The sequence below is a fragment of the Streptomyces sp. NPDC002838 genome (assembly GCF_040295365.1).
GTDB lineage: Bacteria > Actinomycetota > Actinomycetes > Streptomycetales > Streptomycetaceae > Streptomyces.
In genome coordinates this window covers 32589-50424 of record NZ_JBEOVF010000061.1, presented here as the reverse complement: position 1 = coordinate 50424, position 17836 = coordinate 32589, and the positions used below count along the sequence as shown (strand labels likewise).

Below are 17836 nucleotides of genomic sequence, written 5' to 3'. Positions count from 1 at the left end.
GCCTTCGAGGTGATCGGCAACGACGTCACCATCACCATGGCCGCCGAGGCCGGACAGCTCCAGCTCAACGCCTTCGAGCCGATCATCCTGCACTCACTGTCGGAGTCCATCACCCACCTGCGCGCCGCCTGCCTCACCCTCGCCGAGCGCTGCGTTTCCGGCATCACCGCCAACACCGAGGTGCTGCGCGCGACGGTCGAGAACTCCATCGGCCTGGTGACCGCCCTCAACCCGCACATCGGGTACACGGCCGCCACCGACATCGCCAAGGAAGCCCTCGTCACGGGCCGAGGCGTGGCCGAACTCGTCCTGGAGAAAGGCTTGTTGCCCGCCGAGACGCTGGCCGACCTGCTGCGGCCCGAGGTCGTCGCCGGTAGCGGCCACGCCCTCGCCTGACCGGCGGATCCGCACCCGGAGCAGCCCGGAGGGAGAATAGTGATCATGACATCGTCCATGCCTTTCCAGCCGGTCCTGGAACGCATCGCCGAAGAGATCGAGCGGACGCCGAGCCGGGGCCGCCCCGCCGACTACATCCCCACGCTGGCGGCCCGCGACCCGCGCCGCTTCGGCATGGCCGTCGCGGAGTTGGACGGCACGGTGTACGGCGTGGGGGACTGGCGGGAGCCGTTCTCCACGCAGTCCCTCACCAAGGTCTTCACCCTCGCGCTCGACCTGGCCCGCGAGGGCGACGAACTCTGGGAGTACGTGGGCCGCGAGCCCTCCGGCAACCCCTTCAACTCCCTGGTGCAGCTGGAGTACGAGAACGGCATCCCGCGCAACCCGTTCATCAACGCGGGCGCACTCGTCGTCACCGACCGCCTCCAGACCCGTACCGGAGACGCGGCCGGTGAACTGCTGGCCTTCCTCCGCTCGGAGAGCGGCAACCCGACCCTGGACTTCGACAAGGAGGTCGCCGCCTCCGAGGCCGCGCATGGCGACCGCAACGCCGCCCTCGCCCACTTCATGGCGTCGTACGGCAACATCGGCAACCCGATCCCGGTCCTGCTCGACCAGTACTTCCGCCAGTGCTCCGTCACCGCCTCCTGCGCCGACCTGGCCCTCGCCACCACCTTCCTGGCCCGGCACGGCGTCCGCGCCGACGGCACCCGACTGCTCACCCGCAGCCAGGCCAAGCAGGTCAACGCGGTGATGCTGACCTGCGGAACGTACGACGCGGCAGGCGACTTCGCCTACCGCGTGGGCCTGCCCGGCAAGAGCGGAGTCGGCGGCGGCATCATCGCGGTGGTACCGGGGCGGTGCACGCTGTGTGTGTGGAGTCCCGGATTGGACGAGCGCGGCAACTCGGTGGCGGGCGTGGCGGCGCTGGACCGCTTCGCGACCCTGACGGGCGTGTCAGTGTTCTGAGGGCACTTGTCAACGCTGGACGCGGCCATGTCCCTCAGGGGCGCGGGGAACTGCGCGAGCAACCACGACGCTCCCGCAGCCGACGAACGACCCTCATCAACCACGTGCCTGTCACATCGCCGCTCCCGCCCGGCAGGGCATCTGTCGCTTTCCGGCCACCCGGCGTTGACACGCTTCCCGAGTGTTGGCCATGGCTTTTTCCGTCGATCTCCGCCGCTGCCAGGTGCTCGGTCTGGCCGGAACCGCCTTTCTCGCGGCAGGAGGTGAGACCGCCGGAGCCCTGCCCGTCCGGGAGCTCCTCGCCCCGTCCTCCGTCCACGCCGCCCTCGGCCTGGTCGGTGTGTACTTCGGGCTCGTTCTGCTGATCGCGGCCTGGCTGCTCCTGGGACGGCTGGTCCGCGGCGCCGAACCGCCGAGTCCGCGCGCCCTGATGGCCGTCCTCGCGATCTGGGCCGCCCCGTTGCTGCTCGCGCCCCCGCTGTTCAGCCGGGACGTCTACAGCTACCTCGCGCAGGGCGCCATGGTGGATGCGCACATGGACGTCTACGCCCACGGCCCCGCGCGGCTCGGCGGCCCGCTCGCCGACGAGGTCTCCCCGCTGTGGCAGCACACGGGCGCCCCGTACGGGCCGGTCTTCCTCGGCGTGGCCTCCGTGCTGTCCGGGCTGACCCGGGGTGAACTCCCCGCCGGCCTCTTCGGGATGCGGCTGGTCGCGCTGCTCGGCGTCGGGCTGATGGCGGCCGCGCTGCCCCGCCTCGCCCGGCACAGCGGCGCCGATCCGTCCGCCGCGCTCTGGCTCGGCGCCCTCAACCCGCTGGTTCTGCTCCATCTGGTCGCGGGCGCCCACAACGATGCCGTCATGCTCGGCCTGCTCGGCATCGGCCTGGTCGCGGCGCTCGGCCGGTGGCCGGCCCTGGGCGCCGTACTCGTCACGCTGGCCGCCCTGGTCAAGGTGCCCGCCGTGCTCGGTCTCGCCGCCGTCGTCGTCCTCCAGGTCCGCGCGGGCCGCGGTCCCGCGAAGGCCGTGCTGACGACCGGCGTCGCGGCCGGGGCCACCACGGTCGCCGCGACGACCCTCGCCGGGACGGGATACGGCTGGATAGGCGCCCTCAACACGCCCGTCTCCCCGCAGAACTGGGCGCTCACCAGCCTCCTCGGCCGCGCCACCCAGGACCTGCTGGAACGGCTCGGCAGCGACCTCGCGCCCCTGGCCGTCCCGGCCTGGCATGTCCTCGGGTCCGCGATCGCCGTGGCCGCCGTCCTGTTCATATGGCTGCGGCTGCGCGTGCGGCCGGTGTACGCGCTCGGCCTGAGCCTGGCGGCGGTGGCCGCCCTCGGCCCGGCCATCCGCCCCTGGTACGCCCTGTGGGGACTGTTCCTCATAGCCGCGGCGGCGCCCAGCACCTCCGTACGCCATCGGGTGGCGGCGGTGACGGGCGTCCTCGCGCTCGCCGTCCTGCCCAGCGGCGGTCCGGCGGACGCCGGGCAACTGGTCCTGGCCGTCTCCGGCGGCGTGCTCGCGGTAATCGTCCTGTGGCAGGCCCGCCAGGCGGAGCTGGCCCCGGCACCGGGGCATACGGCATGAGGCTGCCCCGCACCGACCGCGGCCGCCTGCTGCTGGTGCTCGCCCTCGCCACGGCCGTGACCGCCTTCACCGCGACCGTGCCCCTGCTGCGCGGCTGGTTCGACCTGCGCGTCTACTACGGCGCCGTGGACAGCTGGGTCCACCACGGCGGACGGCTCTACGACTACCGGGTGCCCGGGACGACGTACGGCTTCACGTATCCGCCGTTCGCGGCTGTCGCCATGCTGCCGATGGCACTCCTCGGCCTGCACACGGCGATCGCCGCCGCCCTGCTGCTCAATCTGGCGGCCCTGGCCGTGGTGCTGCGCATCCTCGCCGGGCCGGCCTGGCGACGCTACGGCTGGTACGGCTGCGTCCTCGGCGCCTGCGCCCTCGCCCTGTTCGAACCACTGCGCGACACGTTCAGTTTCGGCCAGGTGAACGTGCTGCTGCTGGCCCTGGTGCTCGCCGACGCCTGGCTGCTGGCCACCGGCCGGGGGCGCTGGGCGGGCATCGGGATCGGTCTGGCCGCAGCGGTGAAACTCACGCCCGCCCTCTTCATCGGCTTGCTGCTGCTCGCCCGGCGCCGGCGCGCGGCCGCGGTCGCCACGGCTGTCGCCGTCGTGGCGACGGCGCTCGCGGCCGCCGTGGCCCCGGACGCCTCGCGCTTCTACTGGACGGAGGCGATGTGGGACACGACCCGGGTGGGCCGCCTGGACTACGTCTCCAACCAGTCGCTCCAGGGCATCCTGGCCCGGCTCGGCGAACCGGACCGCGCGGTCTGGGCGGTGGCGGTGCTGCTGGTCCTGGGCGTGTGGGCGACCCGGGCCCGCCGGGCCGTGGCCGCGGGGGAGTGGACGACGGCGTTCGCCCTCACCGGCCTCACCGCCTGCCTGGTCAGCCCGATCACCTGGGTGCACCACCTGGTCTGGCTGCTGCCGTCCTTCGCGGTGCTGGTCCGCGCCGGGCACCCGCGCCTCGCCGCCGCTCTGTACGCGGTGCTGTGCACCAGCGTGGTGTGGCTCTGGTTCGACGACGCGTCCGGCGTCGACGGATTCCTCGGCAGCAACACCTACACCTGGATCACGCTCGGTCTGCTGCTGTGGCTGCCGATCGGTCAACGCCGGCGCGCCCGGCCGACCCTGGCCCGCAGCGCCAGCACCACAGCACCCGCGCCCAGCCCGGCGGCGCCCGCGATCGCCCCTGTCCCCGACCAGCCGGAGCCCTCGTCCGGCGTACGGGCCACGGCCTTGGGCGCCGCGGCCGGCCGCGCCTTCGGCCTGACCCGCAATGCGTCGAGCGACCCGACCGGCTCGACCCGGCCGCCTGTGTCGAACCCCCAGTCGAGCAGCGCGCGAGCCTCCTCGTACACGGCGAAGCCGCCGCCCTCCTGAGGGTTCAGCACGGTCACGACGAGCGTGCGCCCGCCCCGGCGGGCGGCGGCTACAAGGGTGTGGCCCGCCTTGCTGGTGTAGCCGTTCTTGATGCCGATCAGCCCCGGATACGGCTTCACCCCGCCGGCACCGGTCAGCAGCCGATTGGTGTTGTGGATCAGGTACGACCATCCGCCGCCGCCCGGGAACCGGGCCCGTAGCAGGCCGCAGTACCGCGCGAAGTCCGGATCGCGCAGCCCCGCCCGGCCGAAGACGGCCAGGTCGTACGCCGAGGACACCTGGCCCGGCGTGTCGTACCCGTCCGGCGACAGCACGCGCGTGTCGAAGGCGCCCAGCGACCGGGCCTTGGCCTGCATCCGTGCGGCCGTGGCGCGCCGGCCCCCGTTCAGCTCGGCCAGGACGTGCACGGCGTCGTTGCCGGAGCTGAGGAAGACCCCGTGCCACAGGTCGGCGACCCGGTAGGTACGGCCCTTGGCGACCCCGACCAGGCTGCTCCCGGGTCCGATGCCGGCCAGCTCGTGCCCGCGGACCGTGTGCCGGACGCCGCCCGGGAGAGCCGGCAGTAGGGCGAGGGCGAACAGGGTCTTCAGGGTGCTGGCGGGCGGCAGCCTGCGGTGCGCGTCGTGCGCGGCGAGCACCTCGCCGGTGCGCGCGTCGGCCACCAGCCACGACAGCGCGGAGACGTCCGGCACCTTGGGCGCCCCGGGCCGCGGCCGGACCCGCGTGCCGGGGCGGAACAGCAAGGAGGGATGCGGCACGGCCACCCGCGGCCCATCGGGCTTGTCGGGGTCCGCCCCGGTACGGGCCACCGCGCCGGCGGGGGCGAGCGCCAGCAGGCCCGCGACACAGATCGCGCAGGTCGACACGGCAGCCCGGGAAGTAAATGTGATCGTCATACCGCAAACGTAGGAATGGACGGGCCCTGGACCCCGCTGCCCGGGCCGTGCGGTACGAGCGAGCACCCGGATGCCACACGTCGGACGCGCGATTCGGGCGCGGCCTCAGTCCCTCGCGGCGCGTCAGCCCGTCAGCCCGTCGCGGTGCGTCGTTCCGTCGCGGCCCGTCGGTCCTCGCGGCTCGTCGGTCCGGCCCTGGACCGGCAGCCCGGCGTGGGCCGTCAGCTCGTGGGCAGCGTCGGCTGGATGCGGCGCAGGAAGGTCGCGTTGTCCGGGGTCTCGCGCATGCGCTCCAGCAGGGTTTCCAGGTTGGTCTGGCCGTCCCGGGTCTGCAGGGCGCGGCGCAGGCCGCGTGTGGCGGTCAACTCGGCTGCGGGGAGCAGGAGTTCCTCGCGGCGGGTGCCGGACGGGGTGATGTCGACGGCCGGGAAGACGCGGCGGGAGGCCGGCTCGCGGTTCAGGCGAAGCTCCATGTTTCCGGTGCTCTTCAGCTCCTCGAAGAAGAAGTCGTCGGCGCGGGAGCCGGTCTCCACCAGAGCGGTGGCGAGGACCGTGAGCGAGCCGCCCTCCTCGGCCAGCCGGGCGGCGCCGAAGAACCGCTTGGGTCCGATCAGCGCGGTCGCGTCGACGCCGCCGCTGAGGGTGCGGCCACCGGCGGCGGCCGCGTTGTTGTGGGCCCGGCACAGCCGGGTGAGGGAGTCGAGGAGGATGACGACGTCCTCGCCCGCCTCGACGAACCGCTTGGCCCGCTCGATGACGAGGTCGGCGAGGGCGATGTGCTGCTTCGGGCTCCGGTCGAAGGTCGAGGCGTACACCTCGCCGCGCACGGAGCGCCGCATGTCGGTGACCTCCTCGGGGCGCTCGTCCAGCAGGACGACCATCAACCGGGCCTCGGGGTGGTTGCCGGCGACGGCGGCGGCGATCTGCTGGAGGAGGACGGTCTTGCCCGTCTTGGGCGGGGCCACGATGAGCCCGCGCTGGCCCTTGCCGACGGGCGCGATCAGGTCGATCACGCGCCCGGCCAACCCGGCCGCCGGGTGTTCGAGACGGAGCCGCTCGCGCGGATGCAGCGGTGTGAGGTCGTGGAAGTGACGACGGCTACGGTCGTCGTCGGGCGTGCGCCCGTTGACCCGGGCGACTTCGGTCAGGGCGCGCTGGGTGCCGCGTACTCCGTCGATGAGGTCTCCCTTGCGCAGGCCGTAGCGGCGGATCAGCGCGGGCGGGACCTGGAGGTCGGCGGGTGAGGGCAGGAGGTCCAGGGGCCGCAGGTGTCCCTTCCCGTTCGTGTCGATGTCGAGGACGCCGGTGGCGACCCGGGCCGGGAGCTGCTGCTGGACAGGAGGGCGTTCGAGGGTGGTGGTCATGGTGGTCGGTCCTTTCACGGACGGAAGAGCATGAGACATGCGAAGAGAAGGGAGGAAGCCGTGAGGGGAGGCGGACAGTGCGCCTCGCGACGGCGGGAACAGCACCTCGGGTACGGCAGAGAACCGGCCCTCTACGAGGTGGTGCGGGGAAGCCGACGTGTCGGCCGGGAAACGGCGGGCGTTTCGGCTGACTGAAGGGGAACTTGCACCGGCGCCCGAAACGGGGGCGTACACAAGTGCTAGCCGCAATTTACCACGCGGTACGCGGTCGCGTCTGTGAGTTGCGACTCAGCGTTCGGCGAGCAGGCCGTACAGGAGGGGGACGCGCGGCTCGGGCAGCCGCCACCAGCCGGACGGGGTGCGGACCATCCGCGGCCAGCGCTGCCAGGGCAGCTCGTCGCTCTCGCGCAGCCGTCGGACGGTCAGTCCCGCCCCGGTCAACGCCTCGATGACCTCTCCTATTCCGTGCATCCACTCGTAGCTGTCCGTGGCGCCCTCGACGGCCGGGCCGTCGGTGTAGGTGTGGGTCGCGTCCCGGTGCACGGGGCCGTCGCCGCCCAGATAGTCGTGGCGCAGCAACAGCTCGGGCCCCTCGCCCGGACCGGGCTTCGGGCCCAGCGAGTTGAGCAGAGGATGGAACTCGACGATGTACAACCGGCCGCCCGGACGCAGGAGTTGGGCCACCACACGTGCCCAGCGCGTCAGGTCGGGCAGGTAGCACAGGGCGCCCTTGCCGGTGTAGACGACGTCGAACCGCCGCCCCTCCAGAGCCTCCACGGCGTCGTACACGTTCGCCCGTACGTAGTCGACGTCGACGCCGGCCTTCGCGGCGATGCCGGTCGCCGCCGCCACGGACGCCTCGGAGAAGTCCAGGCCGACTACCCGGGCGCCGCGCCGCGCGAAGGCGATCGTCTCGGTGCCCAGGTGACATTGCAGGTGGAGCACGTCGCGGTCGGCGAGCTCGCCGAGGTCCTCCCACTCGAACGCGGCGAACCAGCGCTCGGGGTCGAGGTCCTGGTCGAGACCGTAGAACCGGCTGGCGAGGTGAACGGGTGTGCGGGCGTCCCAGTTCTCCTGGTTGGCCCGCATGAGCCGCGTGTGCTCGTCGGTGGTCATGCCACCATCCAACCGTGGACGGGCGGGGACTACCAGCAGGCCAACAGAAAGATCCGCGACGCCGGCATTCCGTACCGGCGCCGCCCGCCCCAGACGTCTGGCCGGCGGCACTGCGGCCGGGCTGATGATCAATGTTGTGATGAGAGTCACAAAAGGTCTAGGGTTAAGTCGCTTGGAGTATTCCGCCGGGCGGCGCGTCGAACAGCGGCGCGGGACCCGGCCGTCTCCGGGTGAGGGAAGTGATCCCTTTGTCCGTCGCCTGGGACGACATCGGCGGTCTCGTCGATGCCCACGAACGTTTTCTGGCGGGCGCGCTCGTTGACTCCGCGGTCCGCGACTCGGTGCTCGACTCCTGGAAGCGATGCAGGTCCGCGGGGCTTCAGCCGCACCAGCTGCTGGTCCCCTACGCCTCGGACCTGACGCTGGAGGACCGATTCCTGCGCGCCGCCGACCCCGTCCTGAAGGACCTGACCGCGTCGCTCACCCAGGTCGGCATGACCATCGCGCTGTGCGACGCGCAAGGCCGTATGGTCCAGCGACTCGGCGGTGACCGGCGGCTGCGTGACCGTCTCGACGAGGTGAACTTCGCCCCCGGCTTCGACGCCTCCGAACGGGTCGTCGGCACCAACGGAGTCGGCACCGCGCTGGCCGAGCGCAGCCCCGTCTACGTCGTCGGCCGCGAGCACTTCGCCGACTGCCTCCAGCCCTTCGCCTGCGCGGGCACGCCCGTCCGCGACCCCCTCAGCGGCCGTATCGAGGCCATCCTCGACCTGACCTGCCTGCGCGACGACGGCGACCCCGCCATGGTGCGGCTGGTCCGCGAGGCCGCCCGCGGCATCGAGGCGCGGTTGCTGGAACAGGCCACACAGCGGGAGAAGGCCCTGCTCGCCGCGTACCGACGGGCCGACCGCACCGCCGGCGGATGGCTCAAGCAGCCGCGGCTGACGGCAGCCGGCCACGGGGACGGTCGCGAGGGCTCGGACCTCGGCCGGATCGACCTGGCCGTGCTGCGGGAGAAGGCCGAGGAACTCCTCGCCTCGCCGCAGTGCACCCTCGACGAGGTCGTCCTGTCCGGCGGCCGGATCGCCACCCTGCTGCGCCGCCCGGTCATGGGCGCGGCGGGTGAGACGGGTGTGGTCGTCGAGGCCCGGATCCTCGGCGGCCCACGGATGCGCCAGGCCGGATCGAGCGCCGTGGGCGGGCTGACCGTGCCGGGGGCGCGCGCCGCGTCGACGGCGGTGGACGTCCCGACCGTGCCGGGGCTCGCGCCTGTGAGCGTGCCCACCGAGCTGGCGGCGGCTCCCGCGGCGGCGCCCGCACGTGCGCCCTCCGAGCCGCATCCGGTGGCCTCGTCAGCGGCGGAACTCCTGTCGGCCCTGCCGGCTCCGCCGACATCGGTGGCCGTGCCGCCCGCGACCGTCCCGCACGCGCCCTCGCCCACCGACGCGGAGGCCGACGGGGACGTCGACGGCGCCGACGGCCGACTGCTCCTCGTCGGCGAGCCGGGGGTCGGCCGGCTCGCCGTACTGGCCCGCAGGCGGCTGGAGCTGTTGCACGAGGCGAGCGTCCGCATAGGCACCACCCTGGACGTCACCCGCACGGCCGAGGAACTGGCGGAGGTGACCGTCCCCTGGTTCGCCGACTTCACCGCCGTGGACCTCCCCGACGCCGTGCTGCACGGCGAGGAGCCCGGTCCGCTCGGAGCGGACACCGTGCTGCGCCGGGTCGCGCTGGGCGCCGTGCACGAGGAGTCCCATCTGTACCGCGTCGGCGACGCGGTCGACTACGTCCCGTCCACCCCGCAGGCCCGCAGCCTGGAGAGCAGGCAGTCCGTCCTCGAACCCGTACTCGTCGAGGCAGGCGGCTGGCTCGCCCAGGATCCGCCCCGGCTGGAACGGGTGCTCGCGGCCGGCATCCACTCCCTGATCACGGTGCCGCTGCGGGCGCGCGGCGCGACCCTCGGCGTGGTCAGCTTCTACCGCTCCGAGAAGCCCGCCCCCTTCGAGGACGACGACCTCTCCCTCGCCCAGGAACTGGCCGGCCGCGCCGCCATCTGCATCGACAACGCCCGCCGCTGGAGCCGTGAGCACAACACCGCCCTCGCCCTCCAGCGCAGCCTGCTGCCCCGGGGCCGGCCCGAACAGAGCGCCGTCGACGTCGCCTTCCGCTATCTGCCCGCGCAGGCCGGTGTGGGCGGCGACTGGTTCGACGTCATCCCGCTGTCCGGCGCCCGGGTGGCGCTGGTCGTCGGTGACGTCGTCGGCCACGGGCTGCACGCCGCGGCGACCATGGGCCGGCTGCGCACCGCCGTGCACAACTTCTGCTCCCTGGATCTGCCCCCCGACGACCTGCTCGCCCACCTCGACGACCTGGTCGGCCGGCTCGACCGGGGCGAGGGCTGGGCGGTGGAGAACACCCAGGCGGACTCCGGCATCGTCGGCGCCACCTGCCTGTACGCCGTCTACGATCCGGTGTCCCGGCGCTGCACCCTCACCCGCGCCGGGCACCCCCTCCCCGCGATCGTCGGCCCCGACGGAACCGTGGAGTTCGTCGACCTGCCCTCGGCGCTGCCGCTCGGGCTCGGCGGGATGCCTTTCGAGACCGTCGAGCTGGAGCTGGCGGAGGGCAGCCAGATCGTGCTCTACACCGACGGACTGATCGAGGACCGGCACCGGGACCTCGACACCGGCCTCGACCAACTGCGTACCGTGCTGGCCCACCCCGACCGGGCACCGGAGGACACCTGCGAGGCCGTCCTGGACGAGCTGCTGCCGACCCGGCCGAGCGACGACGTGGCCCTGCTCGTCGCCCGTACGCACGCCCTTGGGCCCGAACGGGTCGCCCAGTGGGAGCTGCCCAGCGACCCGGCGGTGGTCTCCCGCTCCCGCGCGGCGGTCACCGAGCAGCTGGCCGCCTGGGGCCTGGACGAGCTGGCCTTCACCACCGAACTCGTCGCCAGCGAACTGGTCACCAACGCCATCCGACACGCCGCCGGCCCGCTCCAGCTGCGCCTCCTCCGCGACCGCGCCCTGATCTGCGAGGTCTCCGACGGCAGCAGCACCTCTCCCCGGCTGCGCCGCGCCCGCACCGAGGACGAGGGCGGACGCGGACTCTTCCTGGTCGCCCAGCTCACCGACCGCTGGGGGACCCGCTACACCCCGAACGGAAAGATCATCTGGACCGAGCAGCCCCTGCCCCGACAGTCCGTATGACGGGGGGAGCGGTCAACGCCCCCTCAGCCGAGCCGCGCCTCCGCCTCCTTGGTGATCCGCTCGAACTGCGCGCCCATCGCCGCCGCCAGAGCCTGCGCCCCCGACAGCGGACGGACCGTCACCATGAAGCGGTCGATCAGGCCGTCCTCGTCGAGGTGGAGGAAGTCGCAGCCGTCGACCTCGCAGTCGCCCACGCGGACGGTGAAGACCAGCGCGTGGTCGCGGCCGTCCGGGCCGCTCAGCTCACGGACGTAGCGGAGGTCCTCGAAGACCCGTGCCGCACCGCGCGGGATCGCGCCGGTGATGGCCCTTCCGGCGTACGGCTTGAACACGACCGGACTCGTGCAGACCACGTCCTCGGCCAGCAACGCCTCGGCCGCGTGGAGGATGTGCGCCTCGACCGACTCGCGGAATGCGCGCATCGAATCCTCCATAGTAGATTAGTTGAGTAGTTGCGAAGTGGATTAGTCACCTCCTGCTAGCGTGTCCACATGTCCCTGAAGTACGCCGATCTGGCCGCCCTGCTGGAGGGCGAGGCCTCGGGCTATGAGCTGTCCAAGGTCTTCGACGTGTCGCTCGCGAACTTCTGGCCGGCCACGCCGCAGCAGCTCTACCGGGAGTTGGAGCGTCTCGCCCAGGACGGGCTGGTCCATGCCCGGGTGGTGCGGCAGGAGCGCCGGCCCAACAAGCGGATGTTCACGCTCACCGAGGCCGGCCACCGCGAGCTGGGTGCCTTCGCCGTCGCACCGACCCGGCGGCCCACCGCCCTGCGCGACGAACTCATGATCAAGATCCAGGCCATGGACGGCGCCGACCCGGAAGCGACCCGCGCGCTGGTGGAGGAACGCATGGCCTGGGCGAGCGGGAAGCTCGCACGCTACGAGCGCGTGCGCGAACGCCTCCTCGACGGACGGACCGAGGAGGAGTACCTGCGGGACGCCGACCGCATCGGCCCGTACCTCACGCTCATGGGCGGCATCGCCTTGGAGACGGAGAACCTGTGCTGGTGCGAGCGCGTTCTCACGGTCCTCACACAGCGTGCTCCTCTAGGCTGATCCCGATGTTCAGCCCCGAGGGTCCCAGTCTCCGCGAACTCGCCGTCCAGGCACTGTCGTCCGTCGAACGCGGCTACGACCTGCTCGCCCCGAAGTTCGACCACACCCCGTTCCGCACACCCGACTCGGTGCTCGACGCCGTCGGCGCGGCGCTGGGCCGGCTCGGGACCTTCGACCGGGGGCTCGACCTGTGCTGCGGCACCGGTGCCGGGGTCGATGTGCTGACCCGGGTGTGCCGGCGCGGCGTCACCGGGGTCGACTTCAGCGCCGGCATGCTCGCCGTGGCGCGGGAGCGCGTGCCGTCCGCGGGGCCGCGTGTCTCCTGGGTGCGCGCGGACGCCCGCGCGCTCCCCTTCGCCCCCGCGTTCGACCTCGTCGTGAGCTTCGGGGCGTTCGGTCACTTCCTGCCGCGCGAACTGCCGGGCCTGTTCGCCCAGGTCCACTCCGTGCTGCGGCCGGGCGGACGCTTCGCCTTCCCCATCGTCGCCCCGCCGCCCCCCGCGTCCCGCGCCTACTGGATGCTGCTGGGCTTCGACGCGGTGATGCGGGTGCGCAACGCCGTGTGGCGTCCGCCGTTCGTCATGTACTACCGGGCCTTCCGGCTCCCGGACGTACGGCGGGAGCTGGAACGGGCCGGATTCGAGGTGGAGTTGCACGCCCTGCCCGAGTTCGGGCGGCGGCGGGACGGCAGCCCGCGGGTCCGGATGGTCGTGGCCCGCCGGCTGCCGTAGCCGAGCCCGGCGTCAGCTCTGGACGAAGTCGAGAAGGCCGGCGTTGAAGGCCTTCTCGAAGTCACCCACCAGACCGTGCGGCGCACCCGGGTACACCTTCAGCGTCGCGTCCTTGACGAGCTGGGCCGTCTTCTCGGCGGAAGCCGCGATCGGCACGATCCGGTCGTCACCGCCGTGCGCCACCAGCGTCGGCACGTCGATGCGCCGCAGGCCCTCGGTGAAGTCGGTCTCCGAGAACCGCTCGATCACTCGGGGCCCGTGGTCCGGCTGTGCTTCCGGCACCCGTGCGCGGTCGGCCCGCCGCGGTCAGCGTGAACTCGTCACAGCGTGCTGTACAAGGCGTCTATGAGTGCCATTTTCCGCGGGTCGTCGGCGATGTGGGGCCCCATGCGGTTCATCACGTAGCCCAGCGACACCCCCGCCTCCGGATCGGCCAGACCGCACGAGCCGCCGAAGCCGTCGTGTCCGAAAGCGCGCGGATTGGGCCCGTAGGAGTTGTTCGGGCCGCTGAGCCACAGACCGAGCCCGGCTTCCGTCTCGCTCTCGAGACCGGCACCCAGCACCAGGTCGCGGCAACTGCCCTGCCCCTCGCGCACCCGCTCGGCCGCCTCGGGGGAGAGGACGCGGTGGCCGTCGTAGGAGCCCTGCCCCGCGAAAATGCCGTAGAGCTCGGCCACGGCCCGTGCGGTGCCGTGGCCGTTCGCGGCCGGGATCTCCGCGGCCCGCCACTCGGGCGAGTTGGCCTCCGTCGCGCCCACCGGGGGATTGCCCACGGCGGCCAGCGCCGCGGGCGCCAACTGGCTGAAGATCGCCGCCTGTTCGCTGCTCGACGCGGCCGGCGGATGCACCAGTTCGGCCGCCCGACCGGCCTCCTTCTCCGGCAGACCGATGCGGAAGTCGATCCCGAGCGGCCCGGTCACCTCCCGCTCCAGGAACGCCCCCGGCAGCAGTCCCGAGACTCGCCGCACGACCTCCCCGACCAGGAAGCCGTACGTCAGCGCGTGATACCCGGACCGCGTCCCCGGCTCCCACCAGGGTTCTGTCTCCGCCAGCCGCTTCGTCGTCAACTCCCAGTCACAGAGCTGGGCGAGGGTGTGCGGCTCCCGCAGGCCCGACAGCCCGGACCGGTGGGACAGCAGATGCCGTACGAGGACCTTCTCCTTGCCCGCCGCGGCGAACTCCGGCCAGTACACGGCCACCGGGGCGTCGAGGTCGAGCAGCCCCCGGTCCGCCAGGATGTGCGCGCACAGTGCCACCGGGCCCTTCGACGTCGACCACACGTTGACCAGCGTGTCGCGCTCCCAGGGGCGGGTGCGCGCCGGGTCGGCCCAGCCGCCCCACAGGTCCGCCACGGTCTCGCCGTCGACCGTGACGGTGACCGCGGCGCCCAGTTCGCCGCGATCCCGGAAGTTCTCCTCGAAAGCCGTCCGTACCGCCGCGAAGCGCTCGTCGCAGTGGCCGCGGACCGCTGGCACGTGCTGGGACATGGACCCTCCGTCGTCCGCCGGGAACCCCGGGCCGTGACATCGCGACCCGGGCCCGATGAACATACCGACTGGTCGGACAGTGCGGAAGGGCAGATGCAAAGCGGCTCAGCGGAAGAACAGGGATCCCGTCGGCTCCCGGTGCCCCTCGACCACGTGCCAGTAGTCGCGGGTCTCGACGGCCAGGCCGGCGTCGTCGAACCGCACGAAGACACAGCCGGCGAGCGTGGACGCCGAGCCGCCCTCCTCGGCCAGCACCCGGAACTCGGCCACCGCGACCCCGTCCGGGCCGACGACAGGAGCCGAGAACCGCACGTCCGTCACCCGCTCCTCGGCGAACGACCAGCGCAGATACTCGGCCAGCTCGGTCCGGCCGCGGTGCGGCTCACGGAACGGCATGGAGCGGTGGACACAGTCCTCGGCGTACAACTCCAGCAGCGCCTGGACGTCATGCGCGGCCCAGCCCCGCTCCCAGACCCGGACGAACCGCTCCGCGGCCATCCCCGTCTCCATGCCCGGTCCCTCAGGCGTAGGACCGCAGCCAGCGCAGCTTGGCCGCCTCCTGGTAGGGGCCGCCGCCCTCGTGGTCGTTGAAGTCGTACACCTCGATGGCCTTCTCGTCGTGCGCCCAGGCGTTGAACGCCGCGAAGACGGTGGACGGCGGGCAGGTCTGGTCCTCCAGGGCCGCCGAGAACAGGGCGGGGGCACGGCCCCGGGCCGCGAAGTGCACGCCGTCGAAGTAGGAGAGCGTACGCAGCGCGTCCTCGCCGCGGCCGCGGTGCGTCTTGAGGTAGAGGCCGATCTCACGGTAGGGGTGACGGTCCGTCAGCGTCACCGCGCGCGGGTAGTCGCACAAGAACGGCACGTCCGGCGCGACCGCCGCCAGGTCCGGGACCAGCCCGCCCACCGCGATCGAGATGCCGCCGCCCTGGCTGCCACCGAGGGCGACCGTGCGCGCGGGGTCGGCCAGCGGGTGCGAACGGGCCGCCTCCACGGCACGCACGCCGTCCGTGAACACCCGGCGGTAGTAGTAGTTCTCCGGGGCGTCGATACCCCGGGTCATGAAACCCGGGTAGGCCGGCACACCGCCCACCGGGTCCGCGGTCCCGCCACCGCCGCCCCAGCCGCTGCCCTGGCCACGCGTGTCCATCACGAAGTGCGCCCGGCCCGACGACGCCCACAGCAGATGCTCGTGCGGCAGCCCGCGCCCGCCGCCGTACCCGATGAACTCCACGACCACCGGAACCGGCGCGGAGACCTCGGAGGGGATCGTGAACCAGCCCTTCACCGGGTGGCCACCGAACCCGGCGAACGTCACGTCGTACACCTTCACCGTGGACAGGCCCGTGTCGACGAGTTCGAAGCGCGCGTCGAGATCGTGCTCGCGGGCCTCCTGAAGCGTCTTCGACCAGAACGCGTCGAAGTCCTCGGGCTCGGTCGACGCGCTGCGGTACTCACGGAGCTCGTCGAGGGGAAGGTCGAACAGGGCCATCTGGAACCGCCTTTGTGAAGGGGGCGTGCGGATGATCACACCGTACGTGGGTGGTCGGACGACTCGCCAGGTCTTTGCCTAGGTACGCGCCTACGATGACGACATGACGTCTGCCGCCGAGGTGCCGGTCAACGCGGTCGAACTGCTGGTCAGGGACGCCGAACTGCTCGTCGTGGACGGGGAGCGGGAGATCCCCGGCGGCTGGGTGGCCGTCGCAGGAGGTCGGGTCACCGCGGTCGGTCCGGCCGGAAGCGAACCCGAGGCCCGTACGACGGTCTCCGCCGTCGGGCGGCTGGTCACCCCGGGCCTGGTCAACACGCACCACCACATCTACCAGAACCTCACCCGCTCGTACGCCCCCGCCGTGAACGGCTCGCTCTTCGACTGGCTGACCACCCTGTACCCGCTGTGGGCCGCACTCGACCAGGAGGCCGTCTACGTGTCGGCGTACGTCGGCATGGCCGAGCTGCTGATGGGCGGCTGCACCACCTCCTCCGACCACCTCTACGTCCACCCCCGCCCGCGCCTGGTCGACGCCGAGATCCGCGCCGCACGCGACATCGGCTTCCGCTTCCACGCCACCCGCGGCTCCATGACCCGCTCCGTCGAGGACGGCGGGCTGCCACCGCGGAGCGTCACGCAGACCGACGAGGAGGTCCTCGCCGACAGCGAGCGCGTCATCAAGGCGCACCACGACCCGGAACCCGGCGCGCTGGTACGGGTAGCGCTCGCCCCCTGCTCGCCGTTCTCGGTGACGAAGGACCTGATGACGGCCACCGCCGAACTCGCCGAGCGGTACGACGTACGGCTGCACACCCACCTCGCCGAGGACCGCGACGAGGACACCTACTGCAGGGAGACCTACGGCTGCCGGCCCGTGGAGTACTTCGAGGAGACGGGCTGGTTGAGCGACCGCGCCTGGGTCGCCCACTGCATCTACCCCAACGACGACGAGCTGCGACGCCTCGCGGCCGCGGGCGTCGGCGTGGCGCACTGTCCGAGCTCCAACATGCTGATCGGCGGAGGGACCGCCCGCGTGCGGGAGATGCGCGAGCTGGGCATGCCCGTCGGTATCGGCTGCGACGGCTCCGCCTCCACGGACCATGCCTCGCTGTGGATGGAGACGCGCGGGGCGCTGCTGCTCGGGCGCTACCGGGGCGGGCCCGGCGCGATGACCGCACGGGACGCCCTCGATCTCGCGACGCGCGGCTCGGCCCGCTGTCTGGGCCGCGCGGACGAGCTGGGGCATCTGCGGCCCGGGGCGTGCGCCGACCTCGTCGTCTGGGACCTGCACGAGGTCGCGCTCGCCGGTGCGTGGACCGATCCGGTGGAGGCGTGGCTGCGCTGCGGGCCCGCCCGCGCGTGGACGACGGTGGTCGCCGGCCGCATCCTCGTCGACCGGGGCGAGCCGGTCCCGGCCGGGCTGGCGGACGCGCTGCGGACGCACGGGAGGATCGCGCGGCGGATGCAGCATGGGGCGTGAACGATCTTTCCGGGGGCGGTCATGCCCGGCGGCGGGTCCACTGCGGCTCGGTCAGGGCCCACTCCCGTTCCCACGCGGCCATTCGGCGGTGGTTGAGCGCACCGCGCACGACGGAGCGGACGAGGAGCACCCCCGCGACCGCTCCTCCGGTGCCACACAAGCCGATGGTGAGCGTGTGCTGCCAGACCGCGCTCTCGTCCGGCGGCGGGAGCACACTCCGGCCCTTGCCGTCGAACCATACGTCGACCACTTCACCCCGGTGCGTGCCCGCCGGGACGCGTGCCGTGCCCGTCCGCGGACCGCGGTCGGGATCCGTCCAGCGCACGGTCGCCAGGTAGGCGTGCTCCCGGCCGCCCCGCACCGAGGACAGCGAGTCGGGGGTCCGGCCGAGGACCTCGGCACGGACGCGATGGCGATCGGCACGCTGCTCCGCCGCGACCGCCCGCGCCTCGCCATGGGCCCACCAGCCAGCGACCGCTCCCGCCAGGGGAGCGCCCACGAACAGCAGCAGACCGACGGCCAGGACCATCCATGCCTCTAGGACGTCCGACCGGCGCCTGAGCGGATTGCGCCGCCAGCGCCAGCCGCGCACCCGGGTTCGCATGTCGACCTCCGCACCGCGCACGTCTGCGAGCGCCCCCACGGGTACCCCCACTGGCCGCGTTCACCAACGATCTCCA

14 protein-coding genes and 3 pseudogenes are annotated in these 17836 nt (G+C 72.7%); 8 read left to right on the top strand and 9 right to left on the bottom strand.

Annotated features, from left to right (window positions below; all coding sequences use genetic code 11):
• The 4 genes and pseudogenes from aspA to ABT063_RS44240 form a co-directional block, all read left to right on the top strand.
• Positions 1 to 396, top strand: a pseudogene (gene aspA / locus ABT063_RS44255) (aspartate ammonia-lyase); the annotation flags it as partial.
• 57 nt (positions 397 to 453) lie between these two features.
• Complete coding sequence (locus ABT063_RS44250; RefSeq protein ID WP_351066668.1) at positions 454 to 1365, top strand: glutaminase; 912 nt, start codon at positions 454 to 456, stop codon at positions 1363 to 1365.
• A gap of 190 nt (positions 1366 to 1555) precedes the next feature.
• On the top strand, positions 1556 to 2950 hold the full coding sequence (gene mptB / locus ABT063_RS44245; protein WP_351066666.1) for a polyprenol phosphomannose-dependent alpha 1,6 mannosyltransferase MptB: 1395 nt from the start codon (positions 1556 to 1558) through the stop codon (positions 2948 to 2950).
• Complete coding sequence (locus ABT063_RS44240) at positions 2947 to 4323, top strand: glycosyltransferase 87 family protein (protein WP_351066665.1); 1377 nt, start codon at positions 2947 to 2949, stop codon at positions 4321 to 4323. Before mptB ends, ABT063_RS44240 begins: the two co-directional genes overlap by 4 nt.
• A gap of 59 nt (positions 4324 to 4382) precedes the next feature.
• Here ABT063_RS44240 and ABT063_RS44235 read toward each other — a convergent pair.
• The 3 genes and pseudogenes from ABT063_RS44235 to ABT063_RS44225 form a co-directional block, all read right to left on the bottom strand.
• Positions 4383 to 5219, bottom strand: a pseudogene (locus ABT063_RS44235) (D-alanyl-D-alanine carboxypeptidase family protein); the annotation flags it as partial.
• A gap of 221 nt (positions 5220 to 5440) precedes the next feature.
• Positions 5441 to 6583 carry a transcription termination factor Rho gene (rho, locus tag ABT063_RS44230; RefSeq protein WP_351066663.1) on the bottom strand — a complete coding sequence of 381 codons (1143 nt, stop codon included), beginning with the start codon at positions 6581 to 6583 and terminating at the stop codon, positions 5441 to 5443.
• Positions 6584 to 6871: 288 nt separating this feature from the next.
• Complete coding sequence (locus tag ABT063_RS44225; protein ID WP_351066661.1) at positions 6872 to 7699, bottom strand: class I SAM-dependent methyltransferase; 828 nt, start codon at positions 7697 to 7699, stop codon at positions 6872 to 6874.
• 239 nt (positions 7700 to 7938) lie between these two features.
• On the opposite strand from ABT063_RS44225, the gene ABT063_RS44220 reads away from it, so the two are divergent.
• On the top strand, positions 7939 to 10911 hold the full coding sequence (locus tag ABT063_RS44220; RefSeq protein ID WP_351066659.1) for a SpoIIE family protein phosphatase: 2973 nt from the start codon (positions 7939 to 7941) through the stop codon (positions 10909 to 10911).
• A gap of 23 nt (positions 10912 to 10934) precedes the next feature.
• On the opposite strand, the gene ABT063_RS44215 is transcribed toward ABT063_RS44220, so the two are convergent.
• Complete coding sequence (locus ABT063_RS44215; RefSeq protein WP_351066657.1) at positions 10935 to 11333, bottom strand: nuclear transport factor 2 family protein; 399 nt, start codon at positions 11331 to 11333, stop codon at positions 10935 to 10937.
• A 69-nt stretch (positions 11334 to 11402) separates the two neighbouring features.
• Here ABT063_RS44215 and ABT063_RS44210 point away from each other — a divergent pair, with 69 nt between their 5' ends.
• The gene (locus ABT063_RS44210) at positions 11403 to 11966 is read left to right on the top strand and encodes a PadR family transcriptional regulator (protein WP_351066656.1); all 564 of its coding nucleotides are present in this window, start codon (positions 11403 to 11405) and stop codon (positions 11964 to 11966) included.
• Positions 11967 to 11971: 5 nt separating this feature from the next.
• On the top strand, positions 11972 to 12697 hold the full coding sequence (locus tag ABT063_RS44205) for a class I SAM-dependent methyltransferase (RefSeq protein ID WP_351066655.1): 726 nt from the start codon (positions 11972 to 11974) through the stop codon (positions 12695 to 12697).
• A 12-nt stretch (positions 12698 to 12709) separates the two neighbouring features.
• Here ABT063_RS44205 and ABT063_RS44200 read toward each other — a convergent pair.
• The 4 genes and pseudogenes from ABT063_RS44200 to ABT063_RS44185 form a co-directional block, all read right to left on the bottom strand.
• Positions 12710 to 12943 (bottom strand): annotated as a pseudogene (locus ABT063_RS44200) (alpha/beta fold hydrolase); the annotation flags it as partial.
• Positions 12944 to 13017: 74 nt separating this feature from the next.
• A complete protein-coding gene (locus ABT063_RS44195; protein ID WP_351066653.1) occupies positions 13018 to 14184 on the bottom strand; it encodes a serine hydrolase domain-containing protein in 1167 nt (388 codons plus the stop codon).
• Positions 14185 to 14289: 105 nt separating this feature from the next.
• A complete protein-coding gene (locus ABT063_RS44190) occupies positions 14290 to 14694 on the bottom strand; it encodes a nuclear transport factor 2 family protein (RefSeq protein ID WP_351066651.1) in 405 nt (134 codons plus the stop codon).
• Between the two features lie 10 nt (positions 14695 to 14704).
• Complete coding sequence (locus tag ABT063_RS44185) at positions 14705 to 15673, bottom strand: acetylxylan esterase (protein WP_351066650.1); 969 nt, start codon at positions 15671 to 15673, stop codon at positions 14705 to 14707.
• 103 nt (positions 15674 to 15776) lie between these two features.
• On the opposite strand from ABT063_RS44185, the gene ABT063_RS44180 reads away from it, so the two are divergent.
• Complete coding sequence (locus ABT063_RS44180) at positions 15777 to 17156, top strand: 8-oxoguanine deaminase (RefSeq protein WP_351066648.1); 1380 nt, start codon at positions 15777 to 15779, stop codon at positions 17154 to 17156.
• 19 nt (positions 17157 to 17175) lie between these two features.
• On the opposite strand, the gene ABT063_RS44175 is transcribed toward ABT063_RS44180, so the two are convergent.
• Positions 17176 to 17760 (bottom strand): Rv1733c family protein, encoded by a 585-nt coding sequence (locus tag ABT063_RS44175; RefSeq protein ID WP_351066671.1) that lies wholly within the window; start codon positions 17758 to 17760, stop codon positions 17176 to 17178.
• Positions 17761 to 17836: the final 76 nt, after the last annotated feature.

Excerpts from the sequence above, each read along its gene's own strand:
- ABT063_RS44225 (WP_351066661.1), bottom strand. The coding sequence starts at position 7,699 with ATGACCACCGACGAGCACACGCGGCTCATGCGGGCCAACCAGGAGAAC.
- ABT063_RS44180 (WP_351066648.1), top strand. The coding sequence starts at position 15,777 with ATGACGTCTGCCGCCGAGGTGCCGGTCAACGCGGTCGAACTGCTGGTC.
- mptB (WP_351066666.1), top strand. The coding sequence starts at position 1,556 with ATGGCTTTTTCCGTCGATCTCCGCCGCTGCCAGGTGCTCGGTCTGGCC.
- ABT063_RS44215 (WP_351066657.1), bottom strand. The coding sequence starts at position 11,333 with ATGCGCGCATTCCGCGAGTCGGTCGAGGCGCACATCCTCCACGCGGCC.
- ABT063_RS44240 (WP_351066665.1), top strand. The coding sequence starts at position 2,947 with ATGAGGCTGCCCCGCACCGACCGCGGCCGCCTGCTGCTGGTGCTCGCC.
- ABT063_RS44210 (WP_351066656.1), top strand. The coding sequence starts at position 11,403 with ATGTCCCTGAAGTACGCCGATCTGGCCGCCCTGCTGGAGGGCGAGGCC.
- ABT063_RS44250 (WP_351066668.1), top strand. The coding sequence starts at position 454 with ATGCCTTTCCAGCCGGTCCTGGAACGCATCGCCGAAGAGATCGAGCGG.
- ABT063_RS44190 (WP_351066651.1), bottom strand. The coding sequence starts at position 14,694 with ATGGAGACGGGGATGGCCGCGGAGCGGTTCGTCCGGGTCTGGGAGCGG.
- ABT063_RS44205 (WP_351066655.1), top strand. The coding sequence starts at position 11,972 with ATGTTCAGCCCCGAGGGTCCCAGTCTCCGCGAACTCGCCGTCCAGGCA.
- ABT063_RS44175 (WP_351066671.1), bottom strand. The coding sequence starts at position 17,760 with ATGCGAACCCGGGTGCGCGGCTGGCGCTGGCGGCGCAATCCGCTCAGG.
- rho (WP_351066663.1), bottom strand. The coding sequence starts at position 6,583 with ATGACCACCACCCTCGAACGCCCTCCTGTCCAGCAGCAGCTCCCGGCC.
- ABT063_RS44195 (WP_351066653.1), bottom strand. The coding sequence starts at position 14,184 with ATGTCCCAGCACGTGCCAGCGGTCCGCGGCCACTGCGACGAGCGCTTC.
- ABT063_RS44185 (WP_351066650.1), bottom strand. The coding sequence starts at position 15,673 with ATGGCCCTGTTCGACCTTCCCCTCGACGAGCTCCGTGAGTACCGCAGC.